Origin of the sequence: Mesorhizobium sp. J18 (assembly GCF_007829525.1) — a bacterium.
Classification (GTDB): Bacteria; Pseudomonadota; Alphaproteobacteria; order Rhizobiales; family Rhizobiaceae; genus VLJP01.
Genome location: NZ_VLJP01000001.1, coordinates 44,128 through 59,169, shown reverse-complemented (window position 1 = coordinate 59,169; position 15,042 = coordinate 44,128). Strand labels below are relative to the sequence as shown.

The 15,042-nt window shown below is 62.4% G+C and carries 13 protein-coding genes; 5 read left to right on the top strand and 8 right to left on the bottom strand.

The window, feature by feature from the left end; translation table 11 throughout:
• The first annotated feature begins 2 nt into the window (after nt 1–2).
• Together L598_RS00255 and L598_RS00250 are read left to right on the top strand one after the other, a co-directional pair.
• The gene (locus tag L598_RS00255) at nt 3–215 is read left to right on the top strand and encodes a DUF4169 family protein (protein ID WP_144858890.1); all 213 of its coding nucleotides are present in this window, start codon (nt 3–5) and stop codon (nt 213–215) included.
• The gene (locus tag L598_RS00250) at nt 212–442 is read left to right on the top strand and encodes a ribbon-helix-helix domain-containing protein (RefSeq protein ID WP_144858888.1); all 231 of its coding nucleotides are present in this window, start codon (nt 212–214) and stop codon (nt 440–442) included. Before L598_RS00255 ends, L598_RS00250 begins: the two co-directional genes overlap by 4 nt.
• Here L598_RS00250 and L598_RS00245 read toward each other — a convergent pair.
• Nucleotides 439–4,296 (bottom strand): AsmA family protein, encoded by a 3,858-nt coding sequence (locus tag L598_RS00245; protein ID WP_281407351.1) that lies wholly within the window; start codon nt 4,294–4,296, stop codon nt 439–441. The genes L598_RS00250 and L598_RS00245 overlap by 4 nt on opposite strands.
• A gap of 143 nt (nt 4,297–4,439) precedes the next feature.
• Complete coding sequence (locus L598_RS00240; protein WP_144858884.1) at nt 4,440–5,858, bottom strand: FAD-linked oxidase C-terminal domain-containing protein; 1,419 nt, start codon at nt 5,856–5,858, stop codon at nt 4,440–4,442.
• A gap of 145 nt (nt 5,859–6,003) precedes the next feature.
• On the opposite strand from L598_RS00240, the gene L598_RS00235 reads away from it, so the two are divergent.
• Nucleotides 6,004–6,495 (top strand): thioesterase family protein, encoded by a 492-nt coding sequence (locus L598_RS00235; protein ID WP_144858882.1) that lies wholly within the window; start codon nt 6,004–6,006, stop codon nt 6,493–6,495.
• A 24-nt stretch (nt 6,496–6,519) separates the two neighbouring features.
• On the opposite strand, the gene L598_RS00230 is transcribed toward L598_RS00235, so the two are convergent.
• Both L598_RS00230 and L598_RS00225 read right to left on the bottom strand, forming a co-directional pair.
• Nucleotides 6,520–7,044, bottom strand: coding sequence for a hypothetical protein (locus L598_RS00230; RefSeq protein WP_144858880.1), 525 nt, complete (start codon nt 7,042–7,044; stop codon nt 6,520–6,522).
• A gap of 82 nt (nt 7,045–7,126) precedes the next feature.
• Nucleotides 7,127–7,753 carry a cation transporter gene (locus L598_RS00225; RefSeq protein ID WP_144858879.1) on the bottom strand — a complete coding sequence of 209 codons (627 nt, stop codon included), beginning with the start codon at nt 7,751–7,753 and terminating at the stop codon, nt 7,127–7,129.
• 83 nt (nt 7,754–7,836) lie between these two features.
• On the opposite strand from L598_RS00225, the gene L598_RS00220 reads away from it, so the two are divergent.
• Nucleotides 7,837–8,250, top strand: a complete 414-nt coding sequence (locus tag L598_RS00220) for a helix-turn-helix domain-containing protein (RefSeq protein ID WP_144858877.1) — start codon at nt 7,837–7,839, stop codon at nt 8,248–8,250.
• Between the two features lie 7 nt (nt 8,251–8,257).
• Here L598_RS00220 and L598_RS00215 read toward each other — a convergent pair whose 3' ends face one another.
• Nucleotides 8,258–10,117 carry a PBP1A family penicillin-binding protein gene (locus tag L598_RS00215; RefSeq protein WP_246658572.1) on the bottom strand — a complete coding sequence of 620 codons (1,860 nt, stop codon included), beginning with the start codon at nt 10,115–10,117 and terminating at the stop codon, nt 8,258–8,260.
• 366 nt (nt 10,118–10,483) lie between these two features.
• Nucleotides 10,484–11,017 carry a glyoxalase superfamily protein gene (locus tag L598_RS00210; RefSeq protein WP_144858873.1) on the bottom strand — a complete coding sequence of 178 codons (534 nt, stop codon included), beginning with the start codon at nt 11,015–11,017 and terminating at the stop codon, nt 10,484–10,486.
• A gap of 241 nt (nt 11,018–11,258) precedes the next feature.
• On the opposite strand from L598_RS00210, the gene L598_RS00205 reads away from it, so the two are divergent.
• Nucleotides 11,259–13,898 carry a UvrD-helicase domain-containing protein gene (locus L598_RS00205; protein WP_144858871.1) on the top strand — a complete coding sequence of 880 codons (2,640 nt, stop codon included), beginning with the start codon at nt 11,259–11,261 and terminating at the stop codon, nt 13,896–13,898.
• 28 nt (nt 13,899–13,926) lie between these two features.
• Here the strand turns inward: L598_RS00205 and L598_RS00200 are convergent, their stop codons facing one another.
• Both L598_RS00200 and L598_RS00195 read right to left on the bottom strand, forming a co-directional pair.
• Entirely contained in the window at nt 13,927–14,274 is a 348-nt protein-coding gene (locus L598_RS00200) for a DUF488 domain-containing protein (protein WP_144858869.1), read from the bottom strand.
• Between the two features lie 114 nt (nt 14,275–14,388).
• Nucleotides 14,389–14,928 (bottom strand): hypothetical protein, encoded by a 540-nt coding sequence (locus L598_RS00195; protein WP_144858867.1) that lies wholly within the window; start codon nt 14,926–14,928, stop codon nt 14,389–14,391.
• Nucleotides 14,929–15,042: the final 114 nt, after the last annotated feature.

Here is a 15,042-nt window from a genome sequence, read left to right as displayed (position 1 = left end):
TCATGGGCGAGGTCGTCAATCTTCGCATGATCCGCAAGCGCAAGCAGCGTATGGAAAAAGAGCAGCTTGCAGCCGAGAATCGCCGGAAGCATGGACTCTTGCGCGCCGAGCGGGACCGGCAGCGGATGGTCGAGGAGCAGGCGAACCACATCCTCGACCTGCATCGTCGCGAAAAGCCCGCTGCGGACGGAAACGACGCAAGCGGCGGATCATGAGCGCCGTCCGCAAGCGCTCGGTGGTCATCCGAGGGCATAGGACGAGCTTTTCCCTGGAAGAACCCTTTTTCGCCGAACTGGAACGCATCGCGGTCGCACGTCGGATGTCGCTGGCCGCCCTCGTGGCCGAAGTCGATTCCAGGCGCGGCAGCGAAACCAATCTTTCTTCGGCTCTCAGGCTCCATGTTCTCGCATGGGTCAAGCGCGAGGGGGCTGACAAAATTTAGGGCGACCGTGATCCGGATTGCGGGTCGAGCAGGTCCATCAGCCCATCAACGCTGAGATTTTCCTGCCGGAAGAAATTCTCGACTTCGTCACCTGAGAGATCCAGCTGGCTGTCGTTTCTTCTGCCGGCCTCGGGCGCCGGCAATGGCGCGCGCTCGATCGTGGCGCCTTCCTGCCTGTTCCCCGAAGACGAAGGGGCGGGGACGGGAGCAAGCTGCAGCCGTTCCGCTTCGCGCGCCTTCCGTTCCGCCTCCTCCTCGGCTCTGGCCTTTCTTTCCGCTTCCGCCCTTAGCCGTTCTTCCTCGGCGGCTCTTGCCCTTGCCTCTGCTTCCCGGCGCGCACGTTCAGCCTCCTGGCGCAGCCTCTCGGCCTCGCGGGCAAGCCTTCGCTGCTCCTCGGCCACCTGTATCCTGGTCTCTTCGAGGGCGGCGTAGTAGCGTTCCTCGCGGCGAAGACGCTGCTTCTCCAGGAGCACGGCCTGCATGTGCTCGACGCGGGCCTGCTCGCGCTCCAATGCGCGCTGGGTGAAATATTGCGCCAATGGCTCCGTCTCCAGACGGACCTGCATGGCTCCCAGCGGACCGTCGGCGGCAAAACGTATTGCGGGCTCGGAACCGGCAACAGCCTGAAGCCCCGGATCATAGGCGATTGTGCCCTCGGCGGCGGCTTCAAGCTTCGTCAGATCGGCCCTTGTCTCTACCGACAGAACCGTGCCGCCATCCTTCAACTGCAGCGGCGGTATGCGGGCAACCCCGCTTGCAACCGTGAAGGCCGCCTGCACGGCACCGGCCTCGAAACTCCCCCGACGTACCAGTTCCGGCGCGAAGGCTGCGGCATCCTTCGCATCGACTTCGCGGCCGATGGCGTCGGCACGCTGGATCATAGGGCCGAAGGCATCCGGATTGATGCCGTCAATCATCAGATCTTCGACCGTAACCGAACCGGAACCGGCCAGCCCGGCGACAAGCCCCTCGATCGTCTTGCCGCTCGCCGTAACACTCGTCGTCAGGTCGGCCTGTCCGGAAAGACCGGCATTGGGCAGCAATGCCCCGATCTCCGCCCCATCGAGCTTCAGCTGTGCCGCAAGAAGGCCCGTGCCGTCATTGTTCTTCAATTCGATCAGGCCGCCCAGCTTTCCGCCATTCATGGTCGCGATGAGATCGGAGACGGCAAAGCCTTCCTCGTCCAGCCTGAAATTCATGGCCGCGACGTCTGCCTTTACCGCTTCCCCCACATAAAAGGTTCCAGCGGTCAGTTGCACATCGGCGCCGAAGGGAGCACCAGAGCGGTCCCGGAACGGCGCGCGCGGCCAGGTCGAATCGAGCGTGCCTTCAAGGGCAGCATCGCCCAGCACCATGGCCACAGGCAGCCAGAGATCGAAGACTTCCAGATCGAGCGAGCCGGTGAAATGCGGTTTACCGTCCTTCAGGGTCGCCTGAAGCGCACCGGAGACGGCCTTGTCTGCAACGCCGCCTTGCAAGTCCGTCATGGCAAGCCGGCCATCGCGCAGGTCGATATCTGCACCCAGCTCGACTGGCAGACCCAGCCCGAATCCCGGCAGCGTCACGGCGGCAACCGCAAGCCAGGGCTCCAAATCGCCGGTAACGACGCTGGCCTTGCCCTTGGCCGTTTCCGCAAGCGGTGAAACGACGCCCTCGAACCGCGCCTTCAGGTCTTCTCCCGAAAAGCCGAAAGACGTCTGGAGCCCATCTTGCAGGGTGCCCTTGGCGGACAATTCCGTATCAGCGGCACCGGCAAATCCCAGCGGAACGGAGGGGATGCCATAGAGCGCGTAAAGCGCAGCGGCTTCCTCGTTCCTGGCGGAGAAATTCAGCGAAAGGGGCGCCTGCGCCATATCCTCCAGCGTGCCATTGCCCGAACCGGCGAAGCTGAAGGAGGTGCCGCCTGCCCTGCCCTCAGCACTGACGGCCATCCCCGATGTGCCGTTGCCGTTTTCGGCCGCGCTGGCCACCAGATCGACCTCGGCATCTTCAAGCAGGCCGGGATAGTTCTTCGCGCGCTGGTCGATCTTGCGCAGGACCGGATTGTTCGGGAAGCGCTCCGCAAGTGTCTCCACCAGCGGTGCCAGATCGACCGCCACCACCGTGGCGTCGATCTTGCCCGTCGAGGCGTTTGGGAAGTCCTCCAGCGTACCGGTAGCGCTGACATTGGCTCCCGCGAGCCCGTTAATGCGCAGTCGGTCGACCTCCAGCATCCCCTCGCGCATGCGAAGGGCGGTATCGACCGATTCCGCCGTCAAACCTGCAGCATTCACCGGCCCGGCGGTCACCTGCAGATCCACATCATGGTCCACAAGGCGGTTTTCTCCTTCGTCGCTGACAAAGAGCGAAGCGAAGGCGGCCATCCCCTCCACGTCCAGTTGGTCGCCGTCGAGGATCACGGACACCGAGGCGCGGGCGTCCACCGGCTGCTGCCGCTCTATGCTGCCGCGGAAGTGCGCCGAGCCGAGGATCAGCTCCAGATTGGAAAAGACCTGCCGCTCCTCCGTGATATCGACATCGGCACTGAATCCTGCCGCCGGCAGCCGACGGATCGCATCGTCCACATCCTTGGCGAGCCAGGCCGCGAAGCCGGACGGTTGCTTCACCGCCAGCACAAGCGAGCCCGCGAAGCCGAGCCTGTCGCGCGTGCGCAAAATCCCCTGCCCCTCGAAGGTCGTCCGTCCCGGCAGGGTTGCCGCCATCGAGCCGATCGACCATCCCTCCTCGGCCGGTTCCGCCTCCAGCCTGATGTCGCGGATCGTCGTGTCGCCCGCCACGATGGCAGGCAGCTTGAGCTCGACCGTGCCGGGAATGGTCGGCTCAGGCAGGGAGAGCATGAAGTTGCGAAAGACGGCAAGCCTCTTGTCCAGAGCGAAGCCGGAATTTTGCACTTCACCGGGAGCCGGCTCTTCGAAGCGGATCTGCGCGCCGTCGGCCGTGACGGAAAACCGCGGATCGGCATCAAGCTCGATGAAAGCGCTACCATCGGCTGTGTAAGGATCTTCAAGCGGGCCGGTCTCGAAACGGAACTCGTCGAATGACAGCCGCTGGTGATCAAGGGCGAACCGGCCATTGACGCGATTGCCCGGTCCCTGTGCGCTTCCTTCATCGCGCGACCGGCCATCCTCCTCGGCAACCGTGCGCAGCCGGAACGTGCCGGCATAGAGAGCAGCACCGCCCGTGTCGATGCTCGCCTGCCCATCAGTCTCCAGCGCGAGGGGATAGTTCTCCGGCCGCGCCGCGATCCTGATGCGCATCATGCCGGTTTCTTCCTCCAGTTGCCCGGTGGAAGCCGAAAGGGCGGTATGCAGTCCGTCGATCGCGAGCGAGCCGCCGATCCGCCACGGTCCCGCGATCGTACGCGCCGACAGTTCGGCGTTTATGTCGGTAAGCTTATGCGTGCGGCCCGAAGCGCGATGATGCAGCGTGATGCTGCCGTCGGTGATCGTCACCTTTTCAAGCGACACCTGACGCGGATCGAAGGGCGTCGACGGACGCACCGCCCAGTCGATCCGGCCATCCTCTGCAATGTCGATCGTGGCGATGGGGCGCACAAGGCGCATGTCGAAGATCAGCACCTCGCCGCGCATGAAAGGCGCCAGTTCGGCGTCCATCGAGAATTCCTCGACCGTCATTGCCGGCTCGCCGGGGGCGTCCCCGGCCACCGTCACGTCCGTGAAGGTCACTGAAGGGAACGGCAGGAACCGCGCCCGCGCCATCCCTTCCACCTTGACGTCGCGGCCGAGGATGCGCCCTGCCTCGCGTTCGAAATCTCCGCGATAAGAGGTCCAGTCGATGAAATAGGGGCCGATCAGCGCTGCGGTCAGCAGCGCTACGACCAATCCGCCGACGATGACGAACAGACGTGCCAGCTCGATTCTCCCGCAAGCAGCTTTCCAGGCACGATCCTGGCCCCCATGCCCAAGATACGCATATCAGCACGTTTATAAAGTGACGAAACTGTCCACTCTACCTATTGCAGGGGAATCAAGGGAGATTAATTTCGCGCGCGGCCGATGATCTTTCCGGGATTCATGATGCCCAGCGGATCAAGCGCCTGCTTGATCGCGCGCATGTAATCGACACCCGGACCAAGCTCGTATTCGAGGAAAGGCATCTTGCCCTGCCCTATCCCGTGCTCGCCCGTGCAGGTGCCGTCCATGGAGATGGCGCGCATATTGAGCCGACCGACAAAGGTCTCGGCTTTCTCGACCTCCTGCGGATCGTCCATGTCCATCAGCACGAGAACGTGAAAATTGCCGTCACCGACATGGCCGACGATCGGTGCGATCAGACCCATCTCTGCGATGTCGGCCTCCGTCTCCGTGATGCACTCGGCAAGGCGCGAGATTGGCACGCAAACATCCGTGGACAGCCCCTTCGCGCCGGGGCGCAGCGCCATGCCGGCCCAATAGGCATCGTGCCGGGCCTGCCAGAGCTTCGTCCTCTCCTCGGCCACCGTCGTCCATTGGAAGGGTCCGCCGCCGAATTCGTCGGCAATCTCTCCAAACAGTTCCGCCTGCTCCTTCACGCCGGCATCGCTGCCATGAAATTCGAGGAAGAGACAGGGGCCTTCGGGGTAATCCAGCTTCGAGTAGCTGTTGAGCGACTTCATTCCAAGCGTGTTGACGAACTCGATGCGCGCCACCGGTATCCCCGACTGGATCGTCAGGATCACGGCCTGGCAGGCGGCGTCGACGGAGGGAAACGGGCAGACGCCCCCGGAGATCGCCTGCGGGATGCCGTAGAGCTTGACCGTCAGGGACGTTATGATCCCCAGCGTGCCTTCCGAGCCGATGAGCAGCCGGGTGAGATCGTAGCCGGCGGACGTCTTCTTCGCTCTTTGCGCCGTCCTGACGAGCCGGCCATCGGCCATAACGGCGCTGAGCGAAAGCACATTCTCGCGCATGGTGCCGTAACGCACCGCATTGGTGCCGGATGCGCGCGTCGAGGCCATGCCGCCAAGGCTGGCATTGGCCCCCGGATCAATGGGAAAGAAAAGGCCGGTATCGCGCAGGTAGTGATTGAGCTCCTGACGCGTAATCCCTGCTTCCACGGTGCAGTCCAGATCCTCCGCATTGACGGCGAGAACGCGATTCATCTGCGAAAGGTCGATCGATATGCCGCCGCCCGGCGCATTCACATGGCCTTCCAGCGATGTGCCGGTGCCGAAGGGGATGACCGGCACGCGCTGCTCGGCACAGACGCGGACGCAATCCTGCACGTCCTCGACGGATGTCGCGAACAGGACGCCATCCGGTATCTGGGCCGGAATATAGCTGGTGGTGTGGGCATGCTGCTCCCGGATCGAATGGCCGGTCTGGAACCGCTCGCCGTAGCGCTGCCGCAATATGCCGATCGCTGTGGCAATGCCCGCGTCGTTACGCTCGACCGTTTCAATCTGGGCCAGTGCCATCGCATCCTCTCCCTGTTGCGGCGTTCTTTTATATTGCCAGGTGGCCAACCCCGCGTCACGAAGCTAGGGTCAGGAAAGTCACCGCGCTATCCGCTATCGCATAGCGCAGTCTGAGCTTTCGTCAATCAATCCGCGGGAAGAATCCATGACATTTGCGGCTCCCTTCGTTTCAAGCGTGATGGAAATCGAAAAGGACTGGATCGACTATAACGGCCACCTGAACATGGCTTACTATAATGTCCTTTTCGATCGCTGCTGCGACGAGGCTTTCGAACTACTCGGGATGGGCCCGGGCTATGCCAGCGAACGGAAACTGACGATCTACACCGCCGAAGCCCATGTGTGCTACGTGCGCGAGCTCCATCTCGGCCACCCGGTCACTAGCACGTTCCACCTGCTCGATCATGACGAGAAGCGCATTCACGTCTACCAGGAACTGCGCCATGTCGACGGCTGGCTGTCGGCGACGTCCGAGGTTTTGAGCCTGCATGTGGACATGAACGGTCCCAGGGTCGCCCCCTTCCCCGTTGATATCATGGAAAAGATACAGGCAATGGCCGCTGCGCATGCGGTACTGCCCCTGCCGGAGCGTGCCGGCCGCAGCATCGGCATCAAGCGCAAAACCGCGGCAGCCTGAACAGGTCGGGGTCTGGCCGTTGGCTTAATAGCCGGCGGCGCCAGTGGCTTCGGACCAGAGGGCAACAACGCCGTCGGCCGCGCCCGACAGGGGATCGGTTTGCGGAAGCGGCACCGATCCAACCTCTCTGGCAATGTCCGCATCGTCCATTTCGCCGGGCCGGACAATATTGCCTTCCTGCCCCGGCGGATAGCCGCCAGCGACCAGGAAATCCTCGCTGGCCTCGACCCGTTTGTGGCCTACCCCAACCGGGATCACACAGACATCACCGAGGCGAACTTCGGCAACGATCCCTTCCTTGCCGCCGAAGCCGATCCTCGCCTCGCCGGAGACACAGGCAAGCACTTCATGGCCGCGCGTATGAAAATGCCAGAAAGGATAGACCGTATAGACCCAGGTTCCGCCCCATCCGTTCTTCTTGAGCATGGCACAGGCGGCGTCACCATTGCGAGTGCCGGCTGCGAGCCCCGCCTTGACGATAACCAGAGGCAAACTGCTGTTGGGGATACCGTCCTGGGGCTTCAGATAATGCAGTTCGGTCCTGGGCATTTCGACTGACGCGCCTGATCTCTCCCCGACTACTTTAGGAAACTGCCGGCGATCGTCCAGTGAAAAACCGACGCCGGGCCGGTCAGGCCGAGACTGCTCCGGTCCGCCATTCGCGGAACCCCTGGCCGAGGATCTGCGTAGCGGAGGTGAGGAAGAGCGCGGCCATGATTGCAGCCACGATCAGATCCGGCCAGGCCGTGGCCGTGCCCCACACGCCGAGCGCCGCCGCCATCACCGCCACATTGCCGATCGCATCATTGCGCGAGCACAGCCACACCGAGCGGACATTGGCATCACCATCCTTGTAGCGGACCAGAAGAGCCACGCTCGCTACATTGGCCGCGAGCGCCAGGAAGCCGATAGCGCCCATGACTTCCGCCTGCGGCAAGCCGAGGACGAAAACGCGATAGACGGTCGAGCTGAAAACCCACGCGCCCATCAGCAGCAGGCTGAGGCCCTTGGCGAGCGCTGCCGCCGAGCGCACCCGAAGCGACGCACCGATGACCGCGAGCGAGATGCCGTAGGTGAGAGAATCGCCGAAGAAATCCAGAGCATCGGCCTTGAGCGCCTGTGACTGGGCGATCTGGCCCGCTGTCATCTCGACCAGAAACATCGCCGCATTGATGGCGATGACCACCCAGAGACGGCGGCGATAATCTTTCGACATGCCATCGAACCGTTCGTTATGATCTCCGCAGCATGCACCCATGATGCTTCCTTTCTGCCTATTGTTGCCCTATGTGACGAGGCTAATCTCTCTAGTAACTAGAGGTTCAAGAGGTTTCTTCGGAAATGTTTTCAATCGGTGATCTCTCCCGCCGTACCGGCGTCAAGGTGCCCACGATCCGCTATTACGAGGAGACCGGCTTGATTGACCCGCCGGAACGTTCGGCAGGCAATCAGCGCCGCTACGGCCGTGACGCACTGGAAAGGCTGGCCTTTGTCCGCCATGCGCGCGAGCTTGGCCTGAGCATCGAGGCCATTCGCGAACTGGTGATTCTCGGCCAGGATCCGGATCGGCCATGCGCGGAAATCGACCGCATCGCGGTCGAGCACCTGAAGGAGATACGCGGCAAGATCGCGCGGCTGAAACGCCTTGAAAAGGAGCTGGCGCGGATCGTTGCAAGCTGCCGGCACGGCAGGGTCGATGACTGTCAAGTCATCCGGTCGCTAGCCGACCATTCGCTCTGCGAGACCGAGCACTGAGCCGCCTTCATTTTTCGCAAAGCCTGCGTGGCCCGTCATAGGGCTGGAAAGTGCAGTCGGACGCGCGGAAGGACCTGTAGGCCCGTTCGCATGCCTGTATGTTGCAGGAAACCTGGGCACCCCCTCCGCCTTCCGCAGCCAGGACATCCGGCAGCGGCTCCGAGGAAGCCGCTTCCATGAAGCGTCGCCAGATGGTCGCCGGCAGCGAACTGCCGGAAATATCCTCCATTGGCGAATTGTCGTCCCTGCCGACCCAGACGCCCGCGACCAGATTGTCGGAGAAGCCGATGAACCAGGCGTCCCTGTGGTCCTGGCTTGTACCGGTCTTGCCGGCGGCGAAGCCTCCGAAATCAGCTTCCCTGCCGGTCCCTCGCTCCACGGCAAGTTCCAGAAGGCGCGTCAGGTCCCGCTGTGCCGCGCCGAGCGGAATCGCAGGCTTTCCGCCTTTTTCCGCCCTTATGCTTCCGCCCTCCGCGCCGGCGGAAAAGGAGGCGATGCCGTAGGGCTCGACGGGCGCCATGCCGTTGCGGACGGAGGCATAGGCGCCGGTCAGGTCGAGCAGGGTCACTTCCGATGTGCCAAGCGCGAGGCTCGGCGTATCGTCGAGTGGGGCGTCGATGCCGAGCTCGCGGGCGGCGGCGATCACCTTGTCGATGCCGACTTCCATGGCGATCTTGACCGCCGCTACATTCAGCGAGCGGGCGAAGGCGTCGGGAAAGCTCACCCAGCCATGATAGCGCCCATCGAAATTTTCCGGTTTCCAGCCATCAATATCGACCGGCGAGTCGTCGACCCGGGCGCGCAGAGGTGTACCTGCCTTGAGTGCAGCATAGTAGACGAAGAGCTTGAAGGTGGAGCCCGGCTGGCGCAACGCTGAAACCGCCCGGTTGAACTGGCTTTCCTTGTAGCTCTTCCCGCCGACCATGGCCACCACGGCGCCCTGTGGCGTCATCGCGACGAGCGCCGCCTGCGGAACCTCTCCACCTCCATAGTCCTCCAGTGTCCGGTTCACCGCATCCTGGGTCATCCGCTGAAGCGACGGGACGAGCGTCGTGCGGACCCGGATCGTGCCATTATAGGGGCCAGCGATCTTGCGCGCTTCCTCCAGCACCCAGTCGGCAAACCAGCTTCCCGCAGTACCGGTCAGCTTCGTGGGCTCCACTTCCGCAAAGTCCAGCTCCGCCTCCTCCGCAGCCTGCGGACTGATCACGCCATTCGCAGCCATCGCATCCAGCACGACTTCCGTGCGGCGACGGGCAGCTTCCGCATCATTGACCGGGTTCAGGATCGACGGAGCCCGGATCAAGCCGGCGATCATCGCGGATTCGGCAAGCGTAAGATCCTTCACCTCCTTGCCGAAATAGACCCGTGCTGCGGCCGGAACGCCCGTCGCCCCCTCTCCGAGATAGATGGAATTGAGATAGCGAGTGAGGATCTCTTCCTTGTCGAGCTTCCAGTCGAGCCAAAGAGCAATCACCGCTTCCTGGATCTTGCGCCTGAAAGTACGTTCGCGTTCGAGATAGGAGATCTTGACGAGCTGCTGGGTGATGGTGGAGCCGCCCTGCACGACTTCGCCGGCCAGCACGTTGCGCACGAGCGCCCGCCCGATGCCCCACAGATCGAGGCCGTTATGCTCGAAGAACCGGCGGTCCTCGATCGTGGTTACAGCGGCAATGAGAGTGCCGGGAAAATCGTCATAGTCCGCATAGGCGCCGCGATAGGGCCCTTCCTGCACGATCGGTTCTCCATCGGCGGCCTCCAGCACGATCACGGGATCGCGCGTGCCTTCCGCGATTTCCTGCCAGGGCACATCGTGCAAGGCCCAGACGAGCACGATCAACAGGCATGCAAGACCTGCGGCACCGATCCCAAGGAACCAGACGAAGAGACGCCGGCGGGCGGAAGGGGCCGACGTGCTGATGGCGCTGTCATCGGAATCCGTTACCGCCAGCTCCTGCATATGCATGCGCGCATTACGAGACCGTACCCGCGTCTTTCTGCACAGATTGGCGAAAGCATCGGCGCTGTCTGCGGCCAAGGCACGCGCGAACCGGACGAAGGCTTCGCTGCTTTGGCGAAAGCCGCCATGCCCACCCTCTTCGCGGTCAGCGTCCAATTTCCTGCCGTGCCTCGCGCCCATATTTCCCGCCCCAATTGCGGCCCCGATCAACTACGCACAGGGCCGCATCCAAGGCAACGGGCCAGGAGACCTAAAGTTGCACTGACGGTCGTATCAGTCGTCGCGCCGTTCCCTGAACCGGATCCGATTGCCGAACGGGTCGATCACCTGCATCTCCGGACCCCATTCCTCATGTGAAAGACCGGGCCTGTTGTAGCGATAGTTCTTGGCAACCAGTTCCTTCTGCCAGGCTTCGACGCCGCGCATATAGACAACCATATTGCCGCCAGGACTTGCGTCGCCCGAATGCTCGCTGAGATGCAGCCGCAGTCCTCCGCGCGACACCTGGCAGTAAAGCGGCGTGTTGGGCGCGAACCGATGCTCCCAATCCAGGGTGAAGCCGAGGAAATCGAGATAGAATTCGCGCGCCTTGTCGATATCGAAGATACGTACAATAGGCACGGCCGGTTCGAAAACCAGACCCGCAATATCCTTCTCGATCTTTGCCGAAAGAATGTTCCAGGTACGGAAACCGAATTGCCTGGCCACGATTTCCAGGGCCTGGCCATGGGAGATTTCGACCGCTCTTTCGGCAAGGGCTTCCCGCAGCACCTTCGCCATGGCCTTGGCGTCATGATATGTGCGCATTTCGCGTCACCTTTCATATGCGGCGGAAATCGCGTCAGTGCCCGCATTGCCGACATTTCCGCCGTCCGAAAGGAGACGAGGAATGGACGTTTCTGGATGCATTCGCCATGCCTGAAACAGGCGCGGGCTGCCGGCTGCATCCGGCCGGGCAGCAAATTAGCCGTGGCGACGGCCAGCGTCAATCTGCGCCGGTAAGCTGTCGGCTGGCCTTTCTCGCCCGAATCACTACATTCGCAATGTGATGTCTGGATTTCCCGACGACCTGCCCTTTTTTGACGAGGACGACGCGCCGCGACGTCCCGACAACCAGTCTGCGCCTGCCGGCAGCGGCATCGCCGCGCGCGCCATGGCAGCCCGCCGGGGATCTGCTCCCGATTATCTCGCCGGCTTGAACCCCGAACAGCGACTGGCGGTGGAAACCACGGAGGGACCGGTTCTGGTGCTTGCCGGCGCCGGCACCGGCAAGACGCGGGTGCTCACGACGCGCATCGCGCATATCCTCGCCACCGGCCGCGCCTATCCTTCGCAGATCCTTGCCGTCACCTTCACCAACAAGGCGGCGCGCGAGATGAAGCAGAGGATCGGCGTGCTTGTCGGCGAGGCGATCGAGGGCATGCCGTGGCTCGGCACCTTCCATTCGATCGGCGTGAAGCTGCTGCGCCGGCATGCCGAGCTTGCCGGTCTGCGCTCGGATTTCACCATCCTCGACACGGACGATGTCATCCGCCTCCTGAAGCAGCTCATCCAGGCCGAAGGGCTGGACGACAAGCGCTGGCCGGCCCGCCAGTTCGCCATGATGATCGACGGCTGGAAGAACAAGGGCTACGGACCCGGGGACATTCCCGAGGGCGATGCAAGAGCTTTCGCCAATGGCAAGGGCCGCGAGCTCTTCACCGCTTATCAGGAACGGCTGAAGACGCTCAACGCCTGTGATTTCGGCGACCTCTTGTGCCATCCGATCCGCATCTTCCGCGATCACCCGGATGTACTGAGAGAATATCACCGCAAGTTCAGATACATTCTGGTGGACGAGTATCAGGACACCAACACCGCGCAATATATGTGGCTGCGGCTTCTGGCCCAGCGGCCTCAAGCTTCCTCCACTTTGAAGGAAGGTCCGGGTGTGGGTGCGCTCATGAACAATGCGGCCACCAATACCCTCACACCGCCGCTTCGCGACGACCCTCCCCTCAGGGAGGAAGGTAAAGCGGCCGTGAACGAGAACAAACCCACACAGCAAATCAATATCTGCTGTGTCGGCGATGATGATCAGTCCATCTACGGCTGGCGCGGGGCGGAAGTGGACAACATCCTGCGCTTCGAGAAGGATTTCCCCGGCGCGACGGTGATCCGTCTGGAGCGCAACTACCGCTCCACCGCCCATATTCTCGGCGCGGCTTCCCATCTCATCGCCCATAACGAAGGCCGGCTTGGCAAGACCCTCTTCACCGACGCAGCCGATCCCGATGAGCCGAAGGTGAAGGTCCACGCCGCCTGGGATTCGGAAGAGGAAGCCCGCGCCGTCGGCGAGGAGATCGAGGCGCTGCAGACCAGGGGCGAGAGCCTGAACGATATGGCGATCCTGGTGCGCGCCTCCTTCCAGATGCGCGAATTCGAGGACCGTTTCGTCACGCTGGGTTTGAATTACCGCGTTATCGGAGGTCCGCGCTTCTATGAAAGGCAGGAAATTCGCGATGCGCTGGCCTATTTCCGCGTCGTGGCGCAAGGCGCGGACGATCTCGCTTTCGAGCGCATCGTCAATGTTCCCAAGCGCGGCCTCGGCGAAGCCGCCATCCGCCAGATCTACGATGTCGCGCGCTTGCGCCGCGTCCCCATGCTGCAGGCAGCCCGCGACCTTGTCGGCACGGAGGAACTGAAGCCGAAGCCGCGCGCGGCATTGCGCAACGTGGTCGAGAGCTTCGAGCGCTGGCAGGGGCTGCTGGACAATACCCCGCATACCGAACTTGCCGAGATCATCCTCGAAGAATCCGGCTACACCGATATGTGGAAGAACGATCGTTCGGCCGAAGCGCCGGGCCGGCTCGACAACCTCAAGGAGCTGATCCGGTCCATGGAGGAATATGAGAGCCTGCGCGGCTTCCTGGAGCATGTCGCTCTCGTCATGGATGCCGAGCAGAACGAAGAGCTCGATGCCGTCAATCTGATGACCCTGCATTCGGCGAAAGGCCTGGAATTCGGGACGGTGTTCCTGCCAGGCTGGGAGGAAGGGCTTTTCCCGCACCAGCGCTCGCTCGACGAGGGCGGGCGTTCCGGCCTGGAGGAGGAGCGTCGCCTCGCCTATGTCGGCCTTACGCGGGCCAAAAGGAACTTGCATATCTGGTTCACTTCGAACCGGCGCATCCATGGCCTGTGGCAGTCCACCATCCCCTCCCGCTTTCTCGACGAATTGCCGGAAGCGCATGTCGAGGTGGCCGAGGAGGGCAGTTCCTATGGCGGCTATGGCAGGACCGGCGCCGGCCGGCCGAATCCCTACGGCGCGTCGCGCTTCGATGATGTCGGCAGTTCCTTCTCCAATACCTATGCGACGCCCGGCTGGCAGCGCGCTCAGAGAAACCGCACCGAAGCGACCGATCGCAACTGGGGCTCGCGGTCCGGCCATCAGGTCGAGCGGATCGGCTATGGCGAGCCGGATTCAGGCTATGGCGCCGGACGCGGTTCGGTCAAAGGGCGCGTGATCGAAGGCGAACTGGTGGCGAAATCGGTCTCCGACACCCCTTCGCCCTTCAAGATCGGCGATCGCGTCTTTCATCTAAAGTTCGGCAACGGCAATGTCGCCGCCATCGATGGCAACAAACTCACCATCGATTTCGACAAGGCCGGCCAGAAGCGTGTGCTGGACGGCTTCGTCGAGAGGGTTTAAACTCGCGCCTACGCATTCCAAAACGGCCTCAACCTTCGATAGCAGATTTAAGCACAACCGCCTGATTCTGTTTTTCATTTCTTGCGGAGTAAACGAGGGTCAACGGACCGTCCTTGGACCGCACGCGCAATTCGTCGATCAGATCGCCCTTGTGTCCCAATTCCTCGCGGTAGCGCTTCACGAACTCCTCCCAACGGCCCGATTCATGGTGAAACCATTTGCGCAGTTTCGTGGAAGGAGCGACCTCCTTCATCCACAGATCGATGGCGGCCTGCTTCTTCGAGACGCCGCGCGGCCAAAGGCGATCGACAAGCACCCGAAAACCGTCCGCCTCTTCCGGCGCATCATAGATGCGTTTGAGCCTGATCTCGTTCATCTCGTCCTCCCGGGAAAATCCTTGGAAGAACGCACCGTCTTGCCTGCAGTTGCAATGGAAAAAGCGCCGACCCGAGGGCCGGCGCTTCATTCACCACGATAAAATGCCGCTTGATCAGCGGACATAGATCGTCATCGTACCGTCGGCGTCAGCCTCGGCAGCCACGACATCAGAGGTATCGAAGTCCTGCGCTTCCAGTTCGGCCTTCAATGCCGAATTTTCGTCAATGGCGCTGCGCAGTTCCTCGATCTGCGATTGGTTTTCCTCCAGCGCGCTGTCAAGCTTGGCCGTTTGCTCGGCCTCCGCCTCTTCGCCGACACGAACGATATTGACGCTTGATGCATCGGTCATGCCCTCGATGTCGGACGCGCTTGCACCGGACGATATGGCTGAGATGGCTGTATCGATATCGGCTTCCGCATTGGTGCTGGCGGTCGTGCCGGTATCGACGCCTGGATCAGCTTCCATACCGGACTGCGTATCGGAACTCATGCCCGGTGTCGTTGTGCCGGAACCGGCTTCCATCCCGGTGTCGGCTCCCGATCCCACCTGGGCGCTGTTGTCACTGTCCAGTTTGTCCCCGGCAAGAGCCGATCCGGCAAAGGCGGTCGAGGCCAGCATGGATGCGGCGGCGATAGCAAGATTGCGTTTCATCGTCGCGTACCTCCTGTTGCTTCATTCTGTCCCTACGCCTTTCCAACCACCGGCCCGTCCGATCGTTCCGGCCCAATATTTGAAGATTTCGTGACGAACCTGCGGGGAATGGCT

What these genes read in the sequence shown, in the direction of transcription:
- L598_RS00255 (WP_144858890.1), top strand. Translation starts at nt 3, where the DNA reads ATGGGCGAGGTCGTCAATCTTCGCATGATCCGCAAGCGCAAGCAGCGT.
- L598_RS00250 (WP_144858888.1), top strand. Translation starts at nt 212, where the DNA reads ATGAGCGCCGTCCGCAAGCGCTCGGTGGTCATCCGAGGGCATAGGACG.
- L598_RS00240 (WP_144858884.1), bottom strand. Translation starts at nt 5,858, where the DNA reads ATGGCACTGGCCCAGATTGAAACGGTCGAGCGTAACGACGCGGGCATT.
- L598_RS00235 (WP_144858882.1), top strand. Translation starts at nt 6,004, where the DNA reads ATGACATTTGCGGCTCCCTTCGTTTCAAGCGTGATGGAAATCGAAAAG.
- L598_RS00230 (WP_144858880.1), bottom strand. Translation starts at nt 7,044, where the DNA reads ATGCCCAGGACCGAACTGCATTATCTGAAGCCCCAGGACGGTATCCCC.
- L598_RS00225 (WP_144858879.1), bottom strand. Translation starts at nt 7,753, where the DNA reads ATGGGTGCATGCTGCGGAGATCATAACGAACGGTTCGATGGCATGTCG.
- L598_RS00220 (WP_144858877.1), top strand. Translation starts at nt 7,837, where the DNA reads ATGTTTTCAATCGGTGATCTCTCCCGCCGTACCGGCGTCAAGGTGCCC.
- L598_RS00210 (WP_144858873.1), bottom strand. Translation starts at nt 11,017, where the DNA reads ATGCGCACATATCATGACGCCAAGGCCATGGCGAAGGTGCTGCGGGAA.
- L598_RS00205 (WP_144858871.1), top strand. Translation starts at nt 11,259, where the DNA reads ATGTCTGGATTTCCCGACGACCTGCCCTTTTTTGACGAGGACGACGCG.
- L598_RS00200 (WP_144858869.1), bottom strand. Translation starts at nt 14,274, where the DNA reads ATGAACGAGATCAGGCTCAAACGCATCTATGATGCGCCGGAAGAGGCG.
- L598_RS00195 (WP_144858867.1), bottom strand. Translation starts at nt 14,928, where the DNA reads ATGAAACGCAATCTTGCTATCGCCGCCGCATCCATGCTGGCCTCGACC.